Source organism: Gallaecimonas mangrovi (assembly GCF_003367375.1).
In the GTDB taxonomy this organism is placed as follows: Bacteria; Pseudomonadota; Gammaproteobacteria; order Enterobacterales; family Gallaecimonadaceae; genus Gallaecimonas; species Gallaecimonas mangrovi.
Genome location: NZ_CP031416.1, coordinates 3,066,453 through 3,085,084, shown reverse-complemented (window position 1 = coordinate 3,085,084; position 18,632 = coordinate 3,066,453). Strand labels below are relative to the sequence as shown.

Genomic DNA, 18,632 nt, shown 5'->3' with positions numbered 1-18,632 from the left:
TGGCTTTTTTCCCTTACTACCCACCCGCGCTTCATACCTTTTTCTGCAACCGGTTTTTGTCTGTCACATGAACGTCATCTTGCGATGATAAAAAACTGCCGACCTGATGAAAAAAGGGGGCGATAAGTCGCCCAACTCACCAACTGGTTTAGGATCAAGATATGAAGAAGTTGCTTAAAGGTGTGGTACTTAGCTGCGCTGTTCTGGGTTCGGCCTCTGCACTTGCAGACACTGTTATTAACGGTGCCGGTGCTACCTTCCCTTACCCTGTTTACGCCAAATGGGCTGAGCAATATAACAAGGAAACCGGCGTCAAACTGAACTACCAAGCTATCGGTTCTGGTGGCGGTATCAAGCAAATCATTGCTAACACCGTCGATTTCGGTGCTTCCGATGCGCCATTGGACAAATCTGAGCTGGATAAACAAGGTCTGGTTCAATTCCCGGCGGTAATGGGTGCCATTGTCGCTGTTGTTAATGTCCCCGGTGTTAAAGCCGGTGAATTAAAAATGTCAGGTGCCGTTCTGGCCGACATCTATATGGGCAAAATCAAATCTTGGGATGACGCAGCGCTGAAAAGCCTGAACCCAGGTGTGAAGCTGCCACATATGCCTATCTACGCTGTGCACCGCTCTGACGGTTCCGGCACTAGCTTTAACTTCACCGATTTTCTGAGCCGCGTCTCCCCCGAGTGGAAATCCAGTGTTGGTGTAGGTAAAGAAGTGGCGTGGCCGAGAGAAGCGCATCAGCTGGGCGGTAAAGGTAACGCTGGTGTGGCTAACTTCGTTAAGCGTACTCGCGGTGCTATCGGTTATGTTGAGTTCGCTTATGCCACCACTAACCACCTGACCTACACCCAAATGCAGAACAAAGCGGGTGACTTTGTTGAGCCGACTATGTCTGCTTTCCAAGCCGCTGCTGCTAACGCTGACTGGAGCCACGCGCCTGGCTTCAAACTGATTTTGAACGACCAGCCTGGTGCCACTTCCTGGCCGATGACGGCTGCCACTTTCATCCTGATGCACAAAGAACAGGCTAAGCCTGACACCGCCAAGGAAGTACTGAAGTTCTTCCAGTGGGGTTATGAGCACGGTGACAAGCTGGCAACCGACCTGGATTACGTACCGATGCCGGATAACGTTGTGCACATGATTGAAACCATGTGGAACAAGGACATTAAATCCAGCAATGGCCAAGCAATTTACCAGTAAATTCATGGCCTTAATTAGCCCCCGCCCAGTGCGGGGGCTTAGTCGTATCTGGAGCTGAACCTTTATTTATGAAAGCATTACTGCTCAAGGCATTCCCAGTGGATGGCGATGACTTCTTCCGAAAGGCCAGTTGGGCCAGCGCCGGCTTAATTGCGGTGCTGATGTTCGCTTTGCTTATCTCCCTGGTAACAGGGGCATGGCCAGCGTTAGAAAAGTTCGGTTTGGGCTTTTTTACCAGCACTGAATGGAACCCGGTTACCAAGAACTTTGGTGCCGCCAACGCTTTATACGGCACCCTGGTTTCCTCAGTTATCGCGGTGGCATTGGCGTTGCCTGTCGGTATCGGTGTTGCCATCTTCTTGTCAGAGCTTTGCCCCAAGTGGCTGTCCAAGCCATTGTCTATTGCTATTGAGTTGTTGGCTGCTGTGCCCAGCATCATTTACGGCATGTGGGGCCTGTTCGTGTTTGCCCCTTGGTTCTCGGGCGGCTTTCAAATTTGGGCCGGTGAGCATTTGGCCGACCTGCCAGTGATTGGCAACTTCTTCAGCGGGCCGCCCATGGGCGTGGGTTTGCTGACATCAGGTATTATCCTGGCGTTTATGATCCTGCCTATTCTCACCTCTCTGATTAAAGAAGCCTTGAGCACGGTACCTGGGGTACTGCGTGAAGCCACCTACGGTATCGGTGCCACCCAATACGAAGTGATTGCCAAGGTCTTGTTGCCTGCCATCAAGGGCCCCATTTTCGGCGCGCTGATCCTCGCGCTGGGACGGGCCCTCGGTGAAACCATGGCCATTACCTTTGTGATTGGTGGTGCCCAAAGTATCGAAATGAGCCTGTTTATGCCGGCTACTTCTATCTCTGCCACCATTGCCGAGCAGTTCAACGAAGCGACCGGTGATATTCATATCGCTTCTCTGATTGGTCTGGGCCTGGTGCTGTTCCTTATCACCTTCATCGTTATGGGTACCGCTCGCGTGCTGCTGCGGAGGAACCGCCAATGATCATGCGTAAAGTAAAGAATGTTTTCTTTAAAGGTTTTTGCGTCTGCTCAACGCTGTTGGGCTTAGGCGTACTGGTGGTGATTTTAGCCACGCTCTTTGAAAAGGGAATGGCCGGTATGAGCTGGTCGCTCTTTACCGAAGTCACCCCGGGCCCGGGCGGCGAGGGCGGTTTGGCCAACGCCATTATGGGCAGCCTTATCATGACAGCGCTGGGTATTTTGCTGGCAACCCCCATTGGGGTGTTGGCAGGCACCTGGTTGGCTGAATTTGGCCAGCACTCCAAAACCGCCGATATCATCCGCTTTTTAAACGGCATGTTGATGAGCGCCCCGTCGATTTTGATAGGCCTGTTTGTTTATCAGTTGGTGGTGGTGTTTATGGGGCACTTTTCTGGCTGGGCGGGTAGCATTGCCCTGGCTATTATTGCGCTGCCCATCATCATCAGTACCACCGAAGAAATGCTGAAACTGGTGCCCCGTAACCTGCGTGAAGCCGGTGCCGGCCTTGGCACACCCCGCTGGAAAGTCATTGTTAGCCTGTGCTACCGCTCGGTCGGTACCGGTATTGTGACCGGTATTTTGCTGTCGGTGGCGCGGATCAGTGGTGAAACCGCTCCATTGCTGTTTACCGCACTCAACTCCAGCTTTATGACCCTGAACCCCAATGAGCCCATGGCCAACCTGCCGGTCACTATCTACCAGTTTGCCATGAGCCCTTACGATTCCTGGAACCAATTAGCCTGGTCAGGCGCGCTGCTGATCACCATGGCTATTTTGGCTTTGAATGTTTTGTCGCGGGCGCTGCCCCAACTGAAAAAACGGAGGTCCTGATGAGCCAGGTCGCCTTAATCCAAGATTACCAAGCCTCTCCTTTGAAAAAGCGTATGGACGTACAAGGCCTGAGCTTTTTCTACGGTAAAGACAAGCAAGCGCTGTTTGATGTTAGCTTGCCTATCTATAAAAACCGGGTCACGGCCATGATTGGACCTTCCGGTTGCGGCAAGTCAACGCTGCTGCGCTGTATGAACCGCATTTATGAACTCTACCCCGGCCAACGTGCCGAAGGCCATGTAATGCTGGACGAGCTTTGCCTGCTAACTGGCAAAGTAAACCTCAATGACCTGCGGGCCAAAGTGGGAATGGTGTTCCAAAAGCCAACCCCGTTCCCGATGAGCATCTACGACAACATCGCTTTTGGTATCAAGCTCTACGAGCGCTTGTCCAAAAAAGAGATGGATAAACGGGTACGTGAAGCACTGGAACATGCCCAGCTGTGGAACGAAGTGAAAGACAAACTGACTTCTGACGCCTCTAGCCTGTCTGGCGGTCAGCAACAGCGGCTTTGTATTGCCCGTACCATTGCCCTCAAGCCTGAGGTGATTTTGATGGACGAGCCAACGTCGGCACTGGACCCCATTGCGACCCAAGGCATCGAAGATTTGATTAACGATCTGCGTAAGCACTACACCATTGTTATCGTTACCCACAACATGCAGCAGGCACAGCGGATCTCTGATTTCACCGCCTTTATGTACTTGGGCGAGCTGATCGAGTTTGGCGAAACCGAACAGGTTTTCAAAAAACCGGTTAATCAGCGCACCAAAGATTATGTGCAAGGCACATTTGGTTAACGAAAAAGGCCGCGTAAGCGGCCTTTTTTATTACCACTTTACCAGCGGCCTTTTCCGGGTAACATATTGCTAACTCAACAACGCCCTGAATTGGCTGCGCTGCGCCTTGCAAAAGGCCTTTCCTGCTTGGATAATCGCGCGCCATTCCTATCTCTAGAGTGGCAGCCATGCTCGAAAAACTGTTCAAGCTCCGCGAACTGGGCACTAACATCCGTCGGGAAGTGATCGCCGGGATCACCACCTTCCTGACCATGGCCTATATCATTGTTGTAAACCCGTCGGTTTTGGAAAAAACCGGTATGGACCATGGCGCCGTTTTCGTTGCCACCTGTCTAGCGGCAGCCTTTGGCTGTTTTGTGATGGGCTTTTTGGCGAACTACCCCATTGCTCTGGCGCCGGGTATGGGCCTTAACGCCTTCTTTACCTACACCGTAGTGCAGCAAAATGGTTACAGCTGGGAAACCGCGCTGGGCTGCGTGTTTTTCTCCGGCTGTATCTTCGTGCTGCTGTCGCTGTTTCGCATTCGCGAGTGGATAATCAACTCCATTCCCGGTGCCTTGAAGGTAGGTATTGCTGCCGGTATTGGCCTATTTCTGGCACTAATCGGCCTTATTAACGCCCATATTGTGGTGGGGCAGCACGAGACCCTGGTGACCTTGGGCGATTTATCCCAGCCATCGGTGATTTTAGCCATCGTCGGTTTCTTTTTGATTGTGGCACTGGAAGCCCATCGGGTCAGAGGCGGTGTGCTGATCGCCATTTTGCTGATAACTGCCCTTGGTATTATTACCGGCCAGGTGCAATACCACGGTGTGGTGTCTGCGCCGCCTTCAATCATGCCCACTTTGGCGAAAATGGACATCAGCGGTGCTTTTCATCTGAGCATGTTGTCGGTCATTTTTGCGTTCCTGTTCGTTGACCTTTTTGACACCTCCGGTACCCTGCTAGCCGTGGCACAAAAGGCTGACTTGTTAGACAAAAAAGGCAACTTGCCGCGCCTATCAAAAGCGTTATTGGCTGACAGCACAGCCACCATTGTCGGTGCCACCTTGGGTACCTCAACCACCACCTCTTATGTGGAAAGCTCTGCCGGGGTTGCCGCCGGTGGCCGCAGTGGCCTAACCGCAGTGACGGTCGGGGTGTTGTTCCTGTTGTCGCTGTTTTTTGCGCCTTTGGCGAAAATGGTGCCGTCTTTTGCCACCGCCGGTGCCTTGGTGTATGTGGCGGTGTTGATGATGGGTAGCCTTCGCCACTTACAATGGGATGATTTAACCGAAACTGTCCCGGCGGCAGTGGTGCTGGTAATGATGCCGCTGACCTACTCCATTGCCACCGGTATTGCCCTTGGTTTTATCAGCTACGCGGTGGTGAAGGCCCTGGCTGGCCGGTTCAAGGAAATCAGCCCAACGGTGTTGGTATTGGCAATTTTGTTTTTCTGTAAATTTGCGTTTGGTGGTTAAGTCATGACAAAGAAATACCTGGTTACCTGGGAAGCGTTTCATCAGGCCGCCCGTGAGCTGGCCGCCAAACAGTTGCCCGCAGAGCAGTGGCAAGGCATTGTGGCCGTGACCCGTGGTGGTATGGCGCCAGCGCTGGTGTTGGCAAGGGAGCTTGGCATTCACAACGTCGATACCGTCTGTATCTCGTCTTACGACCATGATAACCAGCGCGGCCTGAATATGATCAAGTCAGCCAGTGAAGCGGTGGGTGATGGTGCCGGTTGGCTGGTGGTTGACGATTTAGTGGACAGCGGTAACACCGCCCGGGCGCTGCGGGAAATGTACCCCAAGGCGAAGCTTATTACCGTCTTTGCCAAACCTTCTGGCAAGCCGCTCGTTGACGAATATGTGATTGATATTGCTCAGGACACCTGGATTGAGCAGCCCTGGGATATGGGCCCTGCCTTCCAGGCGCCACTTTCTGGGCGCGATTAATAAAAAAGCCGGCCTTTAAGGCCGGTTTTTTTATTGCCAGTGATGAACAGGCCAGCCTTTCACTTCGGCAATGGCCGCCAGTTTGGGGTCCGGGGTCACCACTTCGGCCTGGTCTGCCAGGCTCAACAACGCCAGGTCGTTGATAGAATCCGAATAAGCGGTCAAGGTGCCTGGTTTACCCTGTAAGTGGCTCGCCACCCGCCAGGCTTTGCCTTGGCCAAGGCTCGGCACCCCAGCGACGCCGCCGGTAAAGAGGCCGTTATCAACGGCCAAATCGGTGGCAATCACCTCGTTAAGCGCTAGCAAGCGGCAAATACCTTCAACAATAGGGCTGATGGTCGCCGAGGCCACAATAACGCGGTGGCCACTGTCTTGGTGCTGTTTGACTCTGGCCATGGCTTGTTGGCGTACTTTCGGTAGCACCTCTTCTTTTGCAAAAGCCTCAACCCAGCTTGCCACTTCCTCGGTGCTTTTGCCTGCCAGTGGCGAGGTAATAAAGGCCAGGTACTCAGCCACCGGCAATTGCCCGGCAACATAAAGCTGGTGCCAACGGGCCAACTGCGCTTTGAGGTCAGGTAGTGGCCACAGGCCGTTTTGGTGCGTCCACAAGGCAAAGCCGTTGGCACTGTCGGTGTCGATTAGGGTGTGGTCCAGGTCAAAGACTGCAACATGCTGACTGGCCGTCATGGGATACTCCGGGCAAAACGTGCGCTCATGATAACAAAAAGGCCAGCGTTAACGCTGGCCTTTAACCTTAAGACTGAGTGCAGGTCAGCCGAAGGTCTTTGCTAAACCGTCGATACGGGCGGTGTTTTGGTTCAGTAGCAAACCGCTTTTTTCCAAATCGTCCATCGCTTGCGAAGTGCTGATGGCCAGGTCTTTTAAACGCTGAATGTTGTCATTCACTTCATGAGCCACGGCGTTTTGTTCCTCGGCCGAGGTGGCAATTTGCGCGGCCAAGTCGTTAATTTCAGCCACCCGGTGGAAGATGTCATCAAGAATGTCGGTGACGTTTTGGGTACCGTCAACGCAGCTTTGTGCGTGTTCCCGGTTACGCTCCATCAATTCTTGCCAGGATTCGAGCATACTGCGCATACCGCTGAGGCTACCGCGAATATCACCGGCTGACTGTTGGGTGCGGCTGGAAAGCGCGCGTACCTCGTCGGCAACCACGGCAAAGCCGCGGCCGTGTTCACCGGCCCTGGCTGCTTCAATGGCAGCATTTAATGCCAGCAAGTTGGTTTGGTCAGCAATACCTTCAATTTCACCCATAATGCTGGTGACTTTTTGGGTTTCCTGCTGCAAGGCCTCGGCGGCACGGGCTGATTCTTCCACGTCGCTTTGCAGTTTGTTGATGCGGCCTGTGGAGTCGCGCAGGGCGCTACGGGCACTATCACATTGCTGGTGGGTATCGCGAACTTCGTCAGAGGTGTTCTGGCTGGAACGGGCTATTTCTTCAATGGTGGCGGTAAGCTGGTTGATGGCCACCGCCATTTGGTTCGCCTCGTCTTCCTGAGCGTGCACTTCTTTGCGGGTGTGGGTGACCGAATGCACTAAGTTGTTTGACACTTGCGTGAGTGAACTGGTGGCGTCACGGGTTCTGCCGAGCATGGCGGCATTACGTGAGGCATTCATCATCGCATCAAAGCGCATGCCGGCCCCAAAACCCTGGCCTACATAAATGGCTTGCGAGAGATGCAAATCGTGGTGTGCGGTGGCCTGTTCATCGAGTACCCACAGCGGCCGTAGCCAGACAAAAATGCCGATGGCCGATACCAAGCCGCCAATACAGAAGGTGAGGGCAGTGACCCAGCCGAAGCTAAATAAGCTGATGAGGCCAAGGATGATGATCGGTAAGGCGCTAAAGGAAAAGCCGCGTAAATCCACCAATTTGCGAATTTTTTCGCCTTTATTGAGCTTGGTGTAGGCCTTTTCCGCTTTTTCAATGAGGTGACGGCCAGGGCGGCGGCGCACCGACTGATAGCCCACACACTGGTTGCCTTCCATCAGCGGGGTGAGATAGGCATCAACCCAGTAGTAGCGGCCATCTTTACAGCGGTTTTTAACCAAGCCACGCCAAGGGCGGCCCGCTTTAAGCTTGCTCCAAATGTCGGCAAAGGCCGCTGGCGGCATATCGGGATGGCGCACAATGTTGTGCGGCTGGCCAATCAGTTCTTCGGCGCTAAATCCGGAAATTTTTAGAAATGTTTCATTGGCATAAGTGATAACACCACGCAGATCGGTGGTTGAAACCAACTCTTCTCCCTCAGGTACCAGCACTTCTGAATCAGTGACAGGGAGATTGTTACGCATAGGGTTTCTTCCTTGGCAGGGTGGCTAAAGCCAGTATCGGCAACCGGGCCCCAAACTTTATGATTTTGAGCCTGTTAGCCTACTTTATTCATTGCTTATTTTCCTTCGCAAATATCAGCCAGAAACAAAATGTTTCATTAAGGAGCCAAAAGGCTCCTTAGTTTAATTCATCCCAGCGCCAGTATTTGGCGGCACCAATGGTAGCTTGCAAGGCGATACCGGATTCGGTGAGCTGATAGGTGCGCACATCTAAATCGACCGACTGGTTGGCTGCCGCTTCACCGCCGTTATCATTGGCTTTGGCGGTAGCTTCTGCCTGGGCAGAGGCGTCCCAGCCGTGGTCGCGAAAGCGATCGAAATCGGCTTTATGTTTGAAGATAATCACTTCGCTGTAGTCTTTAATGCCAAGCCCTACGCCGATACCGCCACCGCCCATGCGCATATAGGTGTGGTGCCCGGTTTTATCGGTCAGCACGCCATAGCCGCCAGAGGTGGAAAGCAAAATTAGGTTTTGGTTGGCAAGGTCGAACACCCCATAGCCGTAGGCATTGGCAATTTGTGTTTTGGCGTTGGGGTATTTCTTATAGAGCCTGGCTAGCGTTTGCTGCTGCATGCTGAGCACGGCCTGGCGTTTTTCGGCTGGGGTATTACCGGTGGTAGTGCAGCCTGCGAGCAGGGCTACCAGGCCAGCGGCGAGGGAAAGGTCACGGATTTTCATCAAACTCCTCCTTTTCAGTCTTTATGAATATAGGAAGCCGTGATGAACCAGGACCAAAAAAGGCGCCATCAGGCGCCTTTGGTTAGCTTGCGAAGCCGTTTCCGTTCAGGGTTACACCAAGAAAGTGCAACAACTCGAGGTTAGAGTGGAAACGATGCTGGAAGCTGGCTTTCATGATTTGACCCACCGTCATTTTCTCGGTAGGCGCCAATTTTAGTGTCAGCTCGTTACCGCCTTGAATAAAGGCTTGCAAGGACTGACGCTGTTTGTCGGTCAGTATCGGGTTCATGGTAATTTGTGGCTGCAAAAACTTCACCATTGTCGCCTTGTCTCGGCCGGTTTTCATGGCATTGAGTTGGTAGTACATGTCTATCAGGCCACTGTCTTTAAGACGCAGGCTGATGTTGTTGATAACAAGGTCCTGTAACTTCGGTACGACTTCCAGCGCCAGTTGCTGCTGAGCCAGTTGCAGCTGCTGCGGGTCGGTATCGACTTTCTTGCTATAGGCCTGTGCCCATTCCATTAATGGCTTGGCACCACTGACGTTAAAGTTCAGCTCCAATTCCCCTAAGGTTTTATCATCAACCAAGGTGTTGGAGCTCACCGTGCCTTTATCGCTGTTGTAGTTACTTTCTATGCGCGCATGCACGCTTACCTTCGACAATTTGTCTTTGAGGTCAGCGGGGGCGTTGGCAAGGGCGGCCGGGCTAAATTGCAGGCCGGTGACTTCTGTAACGCTATGGGCCGGCAGGGAATTTAAGTCGTAGTTGTCAGAGGTAAAGGCCTTAATGGTAAAAAGCTCACCTTGTTCTTTGTCGGCAAAGTGAATGCCTTTTACGGTCCAGCTGTGGCTCAGTACGTTGACCGAAGCGTCGTCATAGCTAAAGCTCAGGCCTTCTTTGGCCAACTTTTGCTGTTGTTTGGCAATTGCCGTTTCCATTTTCTTGCCCAGGTACCAGTTAGTACCCACTACACCGGCAGCAGCGATTACCACAATGGCAATGGCGCCTTTGGCAAACTTGTTCATGTGAATTCCTTTTCTCTAGTCAGGACGGCGGCCCATCATAGGGGGGAGGTTAAAGCCTGTAAAGCAGCTTTAACTTCCTTAACCTTTGCTATTCATCAGCTGAGCAAAATACCGCCACAAGGCCCCAGAATTATGGCCAGAGAGAGGAAAAACGCGCTAACAAGGTGCTTTGCGTTTCAATTTTTCCCTGGGCGATGCAATCGATAGGGCAGGCTTTCACGCACTGGGGTTCCTGGTAGTGGCCAACGCATTCGGTGCAGCGACTTTCATCAATTTCATAAATGGCCGGGCCCATGGCAATGGCTTTGTTGGGGCATTCTGGCTCACACATGTCGCAGTTGATGCAATCAGCATCGATCATCAGTGCCATTTAGGCTCCCATTCTCACAATGAGACCAAAGTGGCCGTTCCATTGGCTTGGCACCGGTATCTGCACCAAATGGCCGTCGCCAGGGGCAACAGCAATGGCTTGGCCTTTTTTATCCAACAGCGTTTCCAAGGTAAAAGCATGGTTGCCTTGGGGGGTTACCAAAAGCAAGTCGTCGCCGACACAAAAACGGTTTTTCACCGCCACGCTAAGCAGGCCTTCGGCGCTGTCGGTGACTTCACCCACAAACTGATGTGCAGAGGATGGCTTGCCGGTTTGGTAGTTTTGCAAGCTGGCAGGGCCATGGCGGCGCAAGAAGCCTTCGGTGTAGCCGCGGTTGGCTAAGTGTTCGAGTTCGGTAAGGTATTGCTCGTCAAAGGGTTTGCCAGCAATAGCATCGTCAATGGCGCGTCGGTAAATCTGCGCAGTACGGGCCACGTAATAAATGCTTTTGGTACGGCCCTCGATTTTCAGTGAATGAACGCCCATTTGCGCCAGCGCCGGAACATGCTCGACTGCTCTTAAATCTTTGGAATTAAAGATATAGCTGCCGTGTTCGTCTTCTTCGGCTGGCATGTCATCGTCTGGGCGGGTAACGTCGGTTACCACCATGATTTGCGGCTCAGTTTTAACCACATCACCCAAGGCATCTTCACTGGCGGCATTGGCACTGTATTGCCAGCGGCAAGCGTTGGTGCAGGCGCCTTGGTTTGGGTCGCGCTTGTTGATGTAGCCTGAAAGCAGGCAGCGGCCAGAAAAGGCCATACACAAAGCGCCATGCACAAAGACTTCTAACTCGGTGTCGGGGCAGCGCTGACGGATAACGGCAATTTCTTCTAGCGATAATTCCCGCGACAAAATGACCCGCTCAATCCCCAGCTTTGCCCAAAACTCAACGGTGGCAAAGTTAATTGCATTGGCCTGCACCGACAAATGAATAGCAATGTCGGGAAAAGCGTCCCGTACCAGCATAATGAGCCCAGGGTCCGACATGATAAGGGCGTCTGGCGCCATTGCCACCAAGGGCGTGATGTCGCGAATAAAGGTGTCTACTTTGCTGTTATGGGCCTGGATGTTGGCCACCAGATAAAACTTTTTGCCCAAAGCATGGGCGCGGTCGATGCCTTCTTTAATATTACTGGCGTTAAAGCTGTTGTTACGTACCCGAAGCGAATAGCGGGGCAGCCCGGCATAAACGGCGTCAGCGCCGTAAGCAAAGGCATATTCAAGGTGTTTAAGGCTGCCAGCGGGGCAAAGAAGTTCGGGTGCTTGCATCGTCAGATAATCACTACACTAAAGGGCCGGGAGCATAGCGCCGCTTTGCTAAAGTGAATTTGATCTGCCTTAAGATATAGTGAATAGGCACCCTATAACGATGAATGGCGCAAACCATGGCCAATGAAAACGACTTGCTTGCATCCTTGATCACCAAGATCAAGAACGATTCGCTGGTGCTGCCAACGCTACCGGAAGTGGCGTTGCAGGTGCGCGGGGCGACTGAAAAAGACGACTTTGCCATGGAGGAGTTGGCCGATATTATCCGCCAGGACCCGGCCTTGGCCACACGGGTTATCCGTATTGCCAACACCGCGCAGTTTCGCCGTGCGGCGGCCGTTGACTCGATTCAGGGCGCCTTGGCACGTATTGGCACTCGGCAAATTCGCTCTTTGGTTACGGCCGCTGCCATGCAGCAACTCTTTATATGCTCACACCCCATCATTGAAGATGTGATGATGACCGAGTGGGAAGAAAGTGTGTCGGTGTCCAGTGCCGCCTGCTTGTTGCTCAAGGCTTACGTTGATTCTGGCGGCCCTAATCCCAGGCAGCTGACCAATGATGGCGCCCAGCTTGCCGGCCTTATTCACAACATCGGTGTGCTGCCTATTCTGGCTGAAGCTGAAAGCATGCCGGAGGCGATTACCAGTCCGTATCTGTTAAAGAAGGTGTTGCATCGCTTAAGCCAGCCTTTGGGCCTGAACATTTTACGCTCATGGGGCTTTAACGATGACTTGCTAAAAGTGGTGCGCCACTGGAAAGACGATAGTTATCAGGTGGATGAACCCGATTACGCCACTTTTGTACGGCTGGGGGCCCTAAGCTGCGGCTTGTTACAGCGCTTTGACTTAGACATTGACGCCATGACCGAAGAAGCGGTCGCCAAAGGCCTGATTCCTCATAAGGATTACTTTGAAGATGCGGTCTTTACCGAGCCGCTGGCAGAGCTTAAAGAGGCTTTTGAATTATAAAAAACGCGGCTTTAAGCCGCGTTTTTTACTAGGCCAGTTGGTCGGCCTCGCCGCCAAGGGCCGCCAGTAGTTCGGGAATAAACTGGTGGAAGGTACGGGTCATTAGTACAAAGTCAGCATCAAGGCGGGCGGCCTTGTCGGTACTGTCGATGTCGTCGTTTTCTTCACGCAGAATATCGGCAAGCTTCAGGCGCTTGATGCCGAGGTTTTCATCGAGCATGAAAGACAGGTTGTCTGGGTAGTTGATGGCGAGCTTAGACACCATGCGCTGGTTGTCCAAAATGGTGGAAATCTCGTCATCATTGAGCGCTTGCTTCTTGGTACGGATCACGCCGCCTTCTTCCAAGAGCGATTTAAACTCGGCTTCGTCTTCCACTTCAAAAGGCTTGGGCGCCTGCGTTTTTAGCCAGTCGGTAAGGGTAACGCCAACCGGCGTGGCGGTAGCAAGTGGTGTTACCGGTAAGGAACCGATGGATTTTCTCAGCAGCCCTAACACTTCCTCGGCACGCGCTGCTGAGCTGGAATCAACTACCACCAAGTTGTGACGCTCGCTAATGTAGGCGTAGGTAAAGCGGCTTTTCACAAAGGCGCGAGGCAACAGATCGGTCACTATCTCCTCTTTCATGGCCTGCTTTTCTTTGCGGCCAACCGGCCGGCCTTGCGCTTGTTGGATGTCAGCGACTTTCTCGTCCAGCAATTCTTTGATAACGCCGCCCGGTAGCAGCTTTTCTTCCTGGCGAATACAAAGCAGCCAACAGCCATCGCCCCAATGGGCCAGTTCGCCTTCTTCGCGGCGGGTTACCGGGTTTACAAAGCCATAGCGGGCGATGTCTTGGCTGCCACAAGGGGTGAAGCGGTTGGCATCTAGTTGCTGGGTAAAGGTGTCACCCACCAGCCCAAGCGGCTTGGTCAGGCGGTACAACATCAGGTTCTTAAACCACATGGCGGGTCCTTTAACGCGGGTGAAGGGCAAGAGTATATGAAAAGGGGCAGGGACGGTGAAAGGGTTTCTAAATGTCGTGTCAGTCACGCTTTTACGGTTTGGGCCATTCGGCCGACAGTGCTAGACTCCCGCTCTTTGTCTCGGTGACTAAGCCCGGGATGCTGTGTTTTCCCAACAAGTACAACAGTCATGAAAGAAAACCAAGATATATGGGCACTGCTCTTTTCACATATCAGTGCCGCGGTGGACTGGCTCAATGGACTGCTCTGGGGCTCGGTATTGATATACCTGCTGATAGGTGCCGGCTTCTATTTCACCTTCAGGCTTAAATTTATTCAGATCCGCCACTTCGGGCATATGTTCTCGGTGCTGAAAAACTCCCGCCAGGGTGACAGCAATGGTGTCTCTTCCTTCCAAGCACTTTGTACGTCGCTGGCGGCCCGGGTAGGCACCGGTAACTTGGCAGGTGTCGCTGTGGCCCTGACCGCCGGTGGCCCTGGCGCCATTTTCTGGATGTGGCTGATTGCCTTTATCGGCATGAGCACCAGCTTTGTGGAAAGCACCCTGGCCCAGGTTTTTAAAACCAAAGACCAGCACGGTAATTTCCGCGGCGGCCCTGCCTATTACATGCAGTTTGGTTTGAAAGCCCGTTGGATGGGGATTTTGTTTTCGTTACTGCTGATCCTCGCTTTTGGCTTGGTGTTCTGTGCGGTGCAATCAAACTCCATATCCGAAGCGGTGGAATCGGCCTTTAATGTGCCGCGCTGGGCAACCGGTATTGCTGTGGTGGCCATTACCGCTCTGGTGGTCTTTGGCGGTCTGAAAGTGATTGCCAGTGTTGCCGAAGTGGTGGTGCCTTTTATGGCATTGGGTTATTTAGCGGTTGCCCTGGTGGTGGTGGGCATGCACCTAAGCGAGCTGCCAGCCATTTTTGCCTACATCGTGAAGTCGGCCTTTGGTGTTCAGCAAGCGGGCGCCGGCGCCGTGGGTTACGGCATTGCCAAAGCGATGATGGAAGGCATTCAGCGCGGTCTTTTTTCCAACGAAGCTGGCATGGGTTCTGCACCTAATGCGGCCGCGACGGCGGCGCCAACGCCGCCACACCCGGCATCACAAGGTTATGTACAAATGCTGGGGGTATTCGTTGATACCCTGGTTATCTGTACCGCGACAGCCTCCATTATTTTGTTGTCTGGGGTGGATATCAGTAACGGCATGGAAGGGGTTACCCTCACCCAATTGGCCCTTAGCTCGCAGGTGGGCAGTTGGGGTAACGGCTTTATTGCCATTGCGCTGTTCTTTTTTGCCTTCACTTCCATCATGGCTAATTTCTACTACGCCGAAATTAACGTTAATTTCTTGAAAGAATCCGACTGGGCCATCCGTGTTTATCGGGTTTTAGGGCTTTGTATGGTGATGTTTGGCGCTGTGGCAAAACTGCAAATTGTTTGGAACCTGGCGAACCTGGCGATGGCATTAATGGCCATTGTTAACCTCATCGCCATCTTGCTGCTGTCTAATATCGCCTTTAAGGTGGCCAGAGATTACAACCAGCAGCGCGCCGTGGGCAAAATGCCGTTTTTTGATGTGCGCAAATTTCCTGACCTCAAGCGTAAATTGGTGCCCGGGGTTTGGGAACAGTCTGGCAAGTGAAGCGAACAGTGTAATCGACAGATAAGCGGCCCTGAGTGGCCGCTTTTTTGTTACAGTGGCAAACAGTTGATTTAAGGAGTCTTGCTCATGTTGATGCTGGTTTCCCCGGCCAAATCGTTAGATTTTGAAACCCCGCCTGTTACCGACCACTTCACCCAGCCTGAACTCTTGGACCAATCGGCAGAGCTGATAGAGGTTTGCCGCAAGTTGTCGCCTGCTCAGTTATCCAGCCTGATGAGTATCTCCGATAAACTGGCCGGCCTTAACGCAGCCCGCTTTGCCGATTGGCAAACACCTTTTACGCCTGACAACGCCAAGCAGGCGCTGCTGGCCTTTACCGGCGATGTCTATACCGGCCTTGATGCCAAGAGCCTCGACGATAACGGCTTTGGTTATGTGCAAAAGCACCTGCGCATTCTCTCGGGCCTCTATGGCCTGTTAAAGCCGCTTGACCTGATGCAACCGTACCGGCTGGAAATGGGCACTCGCCTTGATAACCCCCGCGGTAAAGATTTGTACCAGTTCTGGGGCGATATCATTACCGGTAAGGTGAATGATGCACTGGCAGCAAGCGGCAACGATGAGTTGGTGAATTTGGCCTCTAACGAGTACTTCAAGTCAGTAAAAGCCAAGGACGTGAATGGCCGCTTGATCACCCCAGTGTTTAAAGACGAGAAAAACGGCCAATTTAAAATTATCAGCTTCTACGCCAAAAAAGCCCGGGGCATGATGGTGCGTTTTGCCGCCGATAAGGGCGTTGAAAAGGCCGAACAGCTAAAGGCATTCGACTACGATGGCTACTTCTTTAGCCAGGAGCAATCCAAGGGGGATACCTGGGTCTTCCTTCGTCATGAACAATAAAGCAGTGCAAAAAACACTCAACATTGATATGCCTTTGTTAACTCCCTAGTGGAACGCTACGTTTAGCCTTGGCAAGGAAGCCAGTGTTTTATCAACCAGCAGCCGGTGCAAAGAGCTGGTTATTAGGCTTCCTATTTCTTCTATTCAAGGATGAAAGGAAGCAACAATGAGCTACCAGATCACTAATCCGCAAGAGGCGTACGAGCGCGCTCATACCCGACATTCTTGGTTTGACGCTAAAAAGGCCTGGAAAGAAATCAAGCAAAGTAGCAACAGCGAAAAAGAGCAGCGCCTGGCGCAGAAAGTTGTTTTAACTGGCCAAGCCGCAACCATGCTGGCCTCTCTTAACGAGTTTGACCGTAGCAAAGTTCAAGACGAAATATTATATCTTACCTATAACCCTCTTCCTTTAGATGTGTGTAAGCACTGGAATAACCCTGCCCTTAGGTTAATTAAGTCACGCTATCCTTTTGGTCAATACCACTATCTTATTAATTACACTGAAGAACCGGGTGGGAAAATTATAGTTGATGATATCTTCTTTGACAGTGAACTATTTGGAGTTAGAAGCTCTGCTGTTAAAGAACGAAATATGATGTATGAAATAGAACAAAGTAAAGACAGTTCCGTGTCGGGACGTTTTGATGAGGAAATGAATAACTTAATTTCTGGAACGAATAAAGATAGAAAAGTAAATAGAAAAAAATTCAATGAATTTATTGATAATGTTGAAACCTCATGGATCGTTGGGAAAGCAGTTTCCAATGCTGAAACTGATCATGTGGCTGTTAATGGTATGCAGAATGATTTACTTAAAGCCAGCTGGCTTATGGGTACGCATATTGAAGTCGCTTATCCACTAGATGATTTTAAAAAATATACGCTTTTTCACAATCCAACAGAACGTTTCTGTCAAGATATTGCAGAATGTCTTTGGGATAGAAATCAACAAAGACAGCCGTCTAATAATGCTGCCCATCTTGCAGCCGTTTTGCAGCAGTGCCAACTGGCTGGCAAGGTTAAAAAGTGGACGGTACATAGTCAAGGTGCCATTATCTTTTTAAGAGCTGTGCAGTTACATATGGTAACCAAAGGCACACCTCTTGATAAAAATAAAGTGGTGCTGCATGGTAGCGGTGCCGACATTGCTTTATTTAAACACACCATGGCGGCGGCAGGTATTGAGCTTATTGCTATGCGAAATAATCCCTTTGATATTGTTCCTAATAAGGCGGGAAATGCCGGTGGTAAAAGCAGTTTGAAGTTTATCTTGTCAGTCATGCTAGGAGGACCCGGCACTAGCCCCCATACATTGCCTTTTCTTGGTATTGAGTCTTATTATAAACAGCTCCTTTTTTTAGGTGCTAATCGCAAAGCTAAAGCTGTGAAGAAATTTATCAATAGCCAGGGGGGCAAATAGTAACATGTTGAGGCATCGTATTTTCGGTTTAATAGGTGGTCCTAGTTTCAAGGTTATGGATGATTACTCATATTCTCTTTCAGGAACGAATTTAACGTTTCGTGTACCTAAAACTCATATCGATCTTGATAAAGAAATGCCTTCCAATATTTATATTAATGACAAGGTTTTCATAAAGGAATACATCGACTCATTTGGCCCTGCTATTTTTATTCCTGTTAATAAATGGCGGTGGAGTTATTCTAGTAATATTTTGTACAATAATGCTGCTGGTTCTGTGTCATTGTTTGTTCGAGTTAGGAAGCTTAAAGATGGTAAAACGATTCCAGATGATGAATCTATGCGTGCATATCTAACTTGGGAATACGATGACTATTATGAAAATGAAGAAAGTCAAGGTGCTTGCGGGTTTAATCGTTCGCAACGGACAATGGCTTTAGATTATTATCGTAGACGTTATGGTGAAAGAGTTGATTACTCGGATGCATTATCTGAGTATTTAGATAATATATTGATGACGGTGCCCCAAGCTGATGATTTTAAAAATTTCAAGGGGATTAATAATGACTGGACTTATTTCTTTTTAAAGAAAGAAATGAAATTTCCTACCAGTCATTATTGTTTGCGTCTTGATGAAAAAAATATACTCGACTTTTTCTTCACATATATACATGATAGTGCAGAATTAAAAGATGAAATTTTAAAAAAACGCCATAAACTAGAACAGCGCATCATGGATACCGTCACTGTGGACTTTCATGACGCATTAACGGTTAACGATACTTCGTCTGGCTTGCTAAACCCGTAAGCATGTCAACGGCTGTTCATTGCGCCTTGCAATAAAAAAGCCCCATTGCTGGGACTTCATTAGTTAGCTAGGTGCTCTTGGCGCATATTGGCAACATTGAGGCTCTGTATTCTTTCAATCTGGCAGCGCTGGTTGCCGTAGAGTATGGCGTCCACCCGTACTTGAATGGATGACATGCCGCCAGAAAAAGCCAAACTTGATAAGCTTTTATCAATAAAACAGCTTTGCATGGTGCGCATCAGGTACGCTTTCGAGACTCCGTCCCATACCACCACTTCTTTGTCACCAACCACTTCAAAGCGGCTAAGGCTAAAGGCCCTTAGTACCTTCACCTCACCGGTAGTAAAGCGCTGCCAGTTAACCGGTGGCCTGTCGTCTTGCATCGTCGTGCAGGCGTTTAGCAGCAGTACTGGCAGTAATAGCCATTTGTGCATGTGAATTCCTCGTCCTTGTGAGACTTATAGTATTCAACAGCTTAGCTAATCTTTGCCATCTTT

19 protein-coding genes are annotated in these 18,632 nt (G+C 51.0%); 11 read left to right on the top strand and 8 right to left on the bottom strand.

What is annotated here, in order from left to right:
• The first annotated feature begins 161 nt into the window (after positions 1-161).
• From pstS to gpt, 6 genes are all read left to right on the top strand, one after another.
• Entirely contained in the window at positions 162-1,211 is a 1,050-nt protein-coding gene (gene pstS / locus DW350_RS14760) for a phosphate ABC transporter substrate-binding protein PstS (protein ID WP_115719667.1), read from the top strand.
• Between the two features lie 68 nt (positions 1,212-1,279).
• Entirely contained in the window at positions 1,280-2,215 is a 936-nt protein-coding gene (gene pstC / locus DW350_RS14755; protein ID WP_115719666.1) for a phosphate ABC transporter permease subunit PstC, read from the top strand.
• Positions 2,212-3,045 (top strand): phosphate ABC transporter permease PstA, encoded by an 834-nt coding sequence (gene pstA, locus DW350_RS14750; protein WP_115719665.1) that lies wholly within the window; start codon positions 2,212-2,214, stop codon positions 3,043-3,045. The genes pstC and pstA overlap by 4 nt, the downstream gene beginning before the upstream one ends.
• Entirely contained in the window at positions 3,045-3,845 is an 801-nt protein-coding gene (pstB, locus tag DW350_RS14745; protein WP_115719664.1) for a phosphate ABC transporter ATP-binding protein PstB, read from the top strand. Before pstA ends, pstB begins: the two co-directional genes overlap by 1 nt.
• 167 nt (positions 3,846-4,012) lie before the next feature.
• Positions 4,013-5,305, top strand: a complete 1,293-nt coding sequence (locus tag DW350_RS14740) for an NCS2 family permease (protein ID WP_115719663.1) — start codon at positions 4,013-4,015, stop codon at positions 5,303-5,305.
• Positions 5,306-5,308: 3 nt separating this feature from the next.
• A complete protein-coding gene (gpt, locus tag DW350_RS14735; RefSeq protein WP_115719662.1) occupies positions 5,309-5,779 on the top strand; it encodes a xanthine phosphoribosyltransferase in 471 nt (156 codons plus the stop codon).
• Between the two features lie 30 nt (positions 5,780-5,809).
• Here gpt and DW350_RS14730 read toward each other — a convergent pair whose 3' ends face one another.
• The 6 genes from DW350_RS14730 to trhP all read right to left on the bottom strand — a co-directional run bounded on the left by DW350_RS14730 (position 5,810) and on the right by trhP (position 11,479).
• Positions 5,810-6,466, bottom strand: a complete 657-nt coding sequence (locus tag DW350_RS14730) for an HAD family hydrolase (protein WP_115719661.1) — start codon at positions 6,464-6,466, stop codon at positions 5,810-5,812.
• Between the two features lie 84 nt (positions 6,467-6,550).
• Complete coding sequence (locus DW350_RS14725; RefSeq protein WP_115719660.1) at positions 6,551-8,092, bottom strand: methyl-accepting chemotaxis protein; 1,542 nt, start codon at positions 8,090-8,092, stop codon at positions 6,551-6,553.
• A gap of 157 nt (positions 8,093-8,249) precedes the next feature.
• Positions 8,250-8,810 (bottom strand): lipid-binding SYLF domain-containing protein, encoded by a 561-nt coding sequence (locus DW350_RS14720; RefSeq protein WP_226911327.1) that lies wholly within the window; start codon positions 8,808-8,810, stop codon positions 8,250-8,252.
• Positions 8,811-8,892: 82 nt separating this feature from the next.
• A complete protein-coding gene (locus DW350_RS14715) occupies positions 8,893-9,837 on the bottom strand; it encodes an aq_1923 C-terminal domain (RefSeq protein ID WP_115719659.1) in 945 nt (314 codons plus the stop codon).
• Positions 9,838-9,967: 130 nt separating this feature from the next.
• A complete protein-coding gene (locus DW350_RS14710) occupies positions 9,968-10,207 on the bottom strand; it encodes a YfhL family 4Fe-4S dicluster ferredoxin (protein WP_115719658.1) in 240 nt (79 codons plus the stop codon).
• A complete protein-coding gene (gene trhP / locus DW350_RS14705; RefSeq protein WP_115719657.1) occupies positions 10,208-11,479 on the bottom strand; it encodes a prephenate-dependent tRNA uridine(34) hydroxylase TrhP in 1,272 nt (423 codons plus the stop codon).
• Between the two features lie 116 nt (positions 11,480-11,595).
• Here trhP and DW350_RS14700 point away from each other — a divergent pair, with 116 nt between their 5' ends.
• A complete protein-coding gene (locus DW350_RS14700; RefSeq protein ID WP_192954698.1) occupies positions 11,596-12,450 on the top strand; it encodes an HDOD domain-containing protein in 855 nt (284 codons plus the stop codon).
• A gap of 28 nt (positions 12,451-12,478) precedes the next feature.
• On the opposite strand, the gene rdgC is transcribed toward DW350_RS14700, so the two are convergent.
• Entirely contained in the window at positions 12,479-13,393 is a 915-nt protein-coding gene (gene rdgC, locus DW350_RS14695; RefSeq protein WP_115719655.1) for a recombination-associated protein RdgC, read from the bottom strand.
• 231 nt (positions 13,394-13,624) lie between these two features.
• On the opposite strand from rdgC, the gene DW350_RS14690 reads away from it, so the two are divergent.
• The 4 genes from DW350_RS14690 (at position 13,625) to DW350_RS14675 (ending at position 18,135) form a co-directional block, all read left to right on the top strand.
• Positions 13,625-15,046: an alanine/glycine:cation symporter family protein gene (locus DW350_RS14690; RefSeq protein WP_336407007.1), complete on the top strand. Its 1,422-nt coding sequence runs from the start codon at positions 13,625-13,627 to the stop codon at positions 15,044-15,046.
• 87 nt (positions 15,047-15,133) lie between these two features.
• Positions 15,134-15,907, top strand: a complete 774-nt coding sequence (gene yaaA, locus DW350_RS14685) for a peroxide stress protein YaaA (protein WP_115719653.1) — start codon at positions 15,134-15,136, stop codon at positions 15,905-15,907.
• Between the two features lie 166 nt (positions 15,908-16,073).
• Positions 16,074-17,327, top strand: coding sequence for a hypothetical protein (locus DW350_RS14680; RefSeq protein WP_115719652.1), 1,254 nt, complete (start codon positions 16,074-16,076; stop codon positions 17,325-17,327).
• Positions 17,328-17,331: 4 nt separating this feature from the next.
• A complete protein-coding gene (locus DW350_RS14675; protein ID WP_152032990.1) occupies positions 17,332-18,135 on the top strand; it encodes a hypothetical protein in 804 nt (267 codons plus the stop codon).
• Positions 18,136-18,194: 59 nt separating this feature from the next.
• On the opposite strand, the gene DW350_RS14670 is transcribed toward DW350_RS14675, so the two are convergent.
• Positions 18,195-18,569, bottom strand: coding sequence for a DUF6491 family protein (locus tag DW350_RS14670; protein WP_115719650.1), 375 nt, complete (start codon positions 18,567-18,569; stop codon positions 18,195-18,197).
• Between the last annotated feature and the right edge of the window lie 63 nt (positions 18,570-18,632).

Coding starts and splice junctions, on each gene's coding strand:
- pstS (WP_115719667.1), top strand. CDS start 162: ATGAAGAAGTTGCTTAAAGGTGTGGTACTTAGCTGCGCTGTTCTGGGT.
- pstC (WP_115719666.1), top strand. CDS start 1,280: ATGAAAGCATTACTGCTCAAGGCATTCCCAGTGGATGGCGATGACTTC.
- pstA (WP_115719665.1), top strand. CDS start 2,212: ATGATCATGCGTAAAGTAAAGAATGTTTTCTTTAAAGGTTTTTGCGTC.
- pstB (WP_115719664.1), top strand. CDS start 3,045: ATGAGCCAGGTCGCCTTAATCCAAGATTACCAAGCCTCTCCTTTGAAA.
- DW350_RS14740 (WP_115719663.1), top strand. CDS start 4,013: ATGCTCGAAAAACTGTTCAAGCTCCGCGAACTGGGCACTAACATCCGT.
- gpt (WP_115719662.1), top strand. CDS start 5,309: ATGACAAAGAAATACCTGGTTACCTGGGAAGCGTTTCATCAGGCCGCC.
- DW350_RS14730 (WP_115719661.1), bottom strand. CDS start 6,466: ATGACGGCCAGTCAGCATGTTGCAGTCTTTGACCTGGACCACACCCTA.
- DW350_RS14725 (WP_115719660.1), bottom strand. CDS start 8,092: ATGCGTAACAATCTCCCTGTCACTGATTCAGAAGTGCTGGTACCTGAG.
- DW350_RS14720 (WP_226911327.1), bottom strand. CDS start 8,810: ATGAAAATCCGTGACCTTTCCCTCGCCGCTGGCCTGGTAGCCCTGCTC.
- DW350_RS14715 (WP_115719659.1), bottom strand. CDS start 9,837: ATGAACAAGTTTGCCAAAGGCGCCATTGCCATTGTGGTAATCGCTGCT.
- DW350_RS14710 (WP_115719658.1), bottom strand. CDS start 10,207: ATGGCACTGATGATCGATGCTGATTGCATCAACTGCGACATGTGTGAG.
- trhP (WP_115719657.1), bottom strand. CDS start 11,479: ATGCAAGCACCCGAACTTCTTTGCCCCGCTGGCAGCCTTAAACACCTT.
- DW350_RS14700 (WP_192954698.1), top strand. CDS start 11,596: ATGGCCAATGAAAACGACTTGCTTGCATCCTTGATCACCAAGATCAAG.
- rdgC (WP_115719655.1), bottom strand. CDS start 13,393: ATGTGGTTTAAGAACCTGATGTTGTACCGCCTGACCAAGCCGCTTGGG.
- yaaA (WP_115719653.1), top strand. CDS start 15,134: ATGTTGATGCTGGTTTCCCCGGCCAAATCGTTAGATTTTGAAACCCCG.
- DW350_RS14680 (WP_115719652.1), top strand. CDS start 16,074: ATGAGCTACCAGATCACTAATCCGCAAGAGGCGTACGAGCGCGCTCAT.
- DW350_RS14675 (WP_152032990.1), top strand. CDS start 17,332: ATGTTGAGGCATCGTATTTTCGGTTTAATAGGTGGTCCTAGTTTCAAG.
- DW350_RS14670 (WP_115719650.1), bottom strand. CDS start 18,569: ATGCACAAATGGCTATTACTGCCAGTACTGCTGCTAAACGCCTGCACG.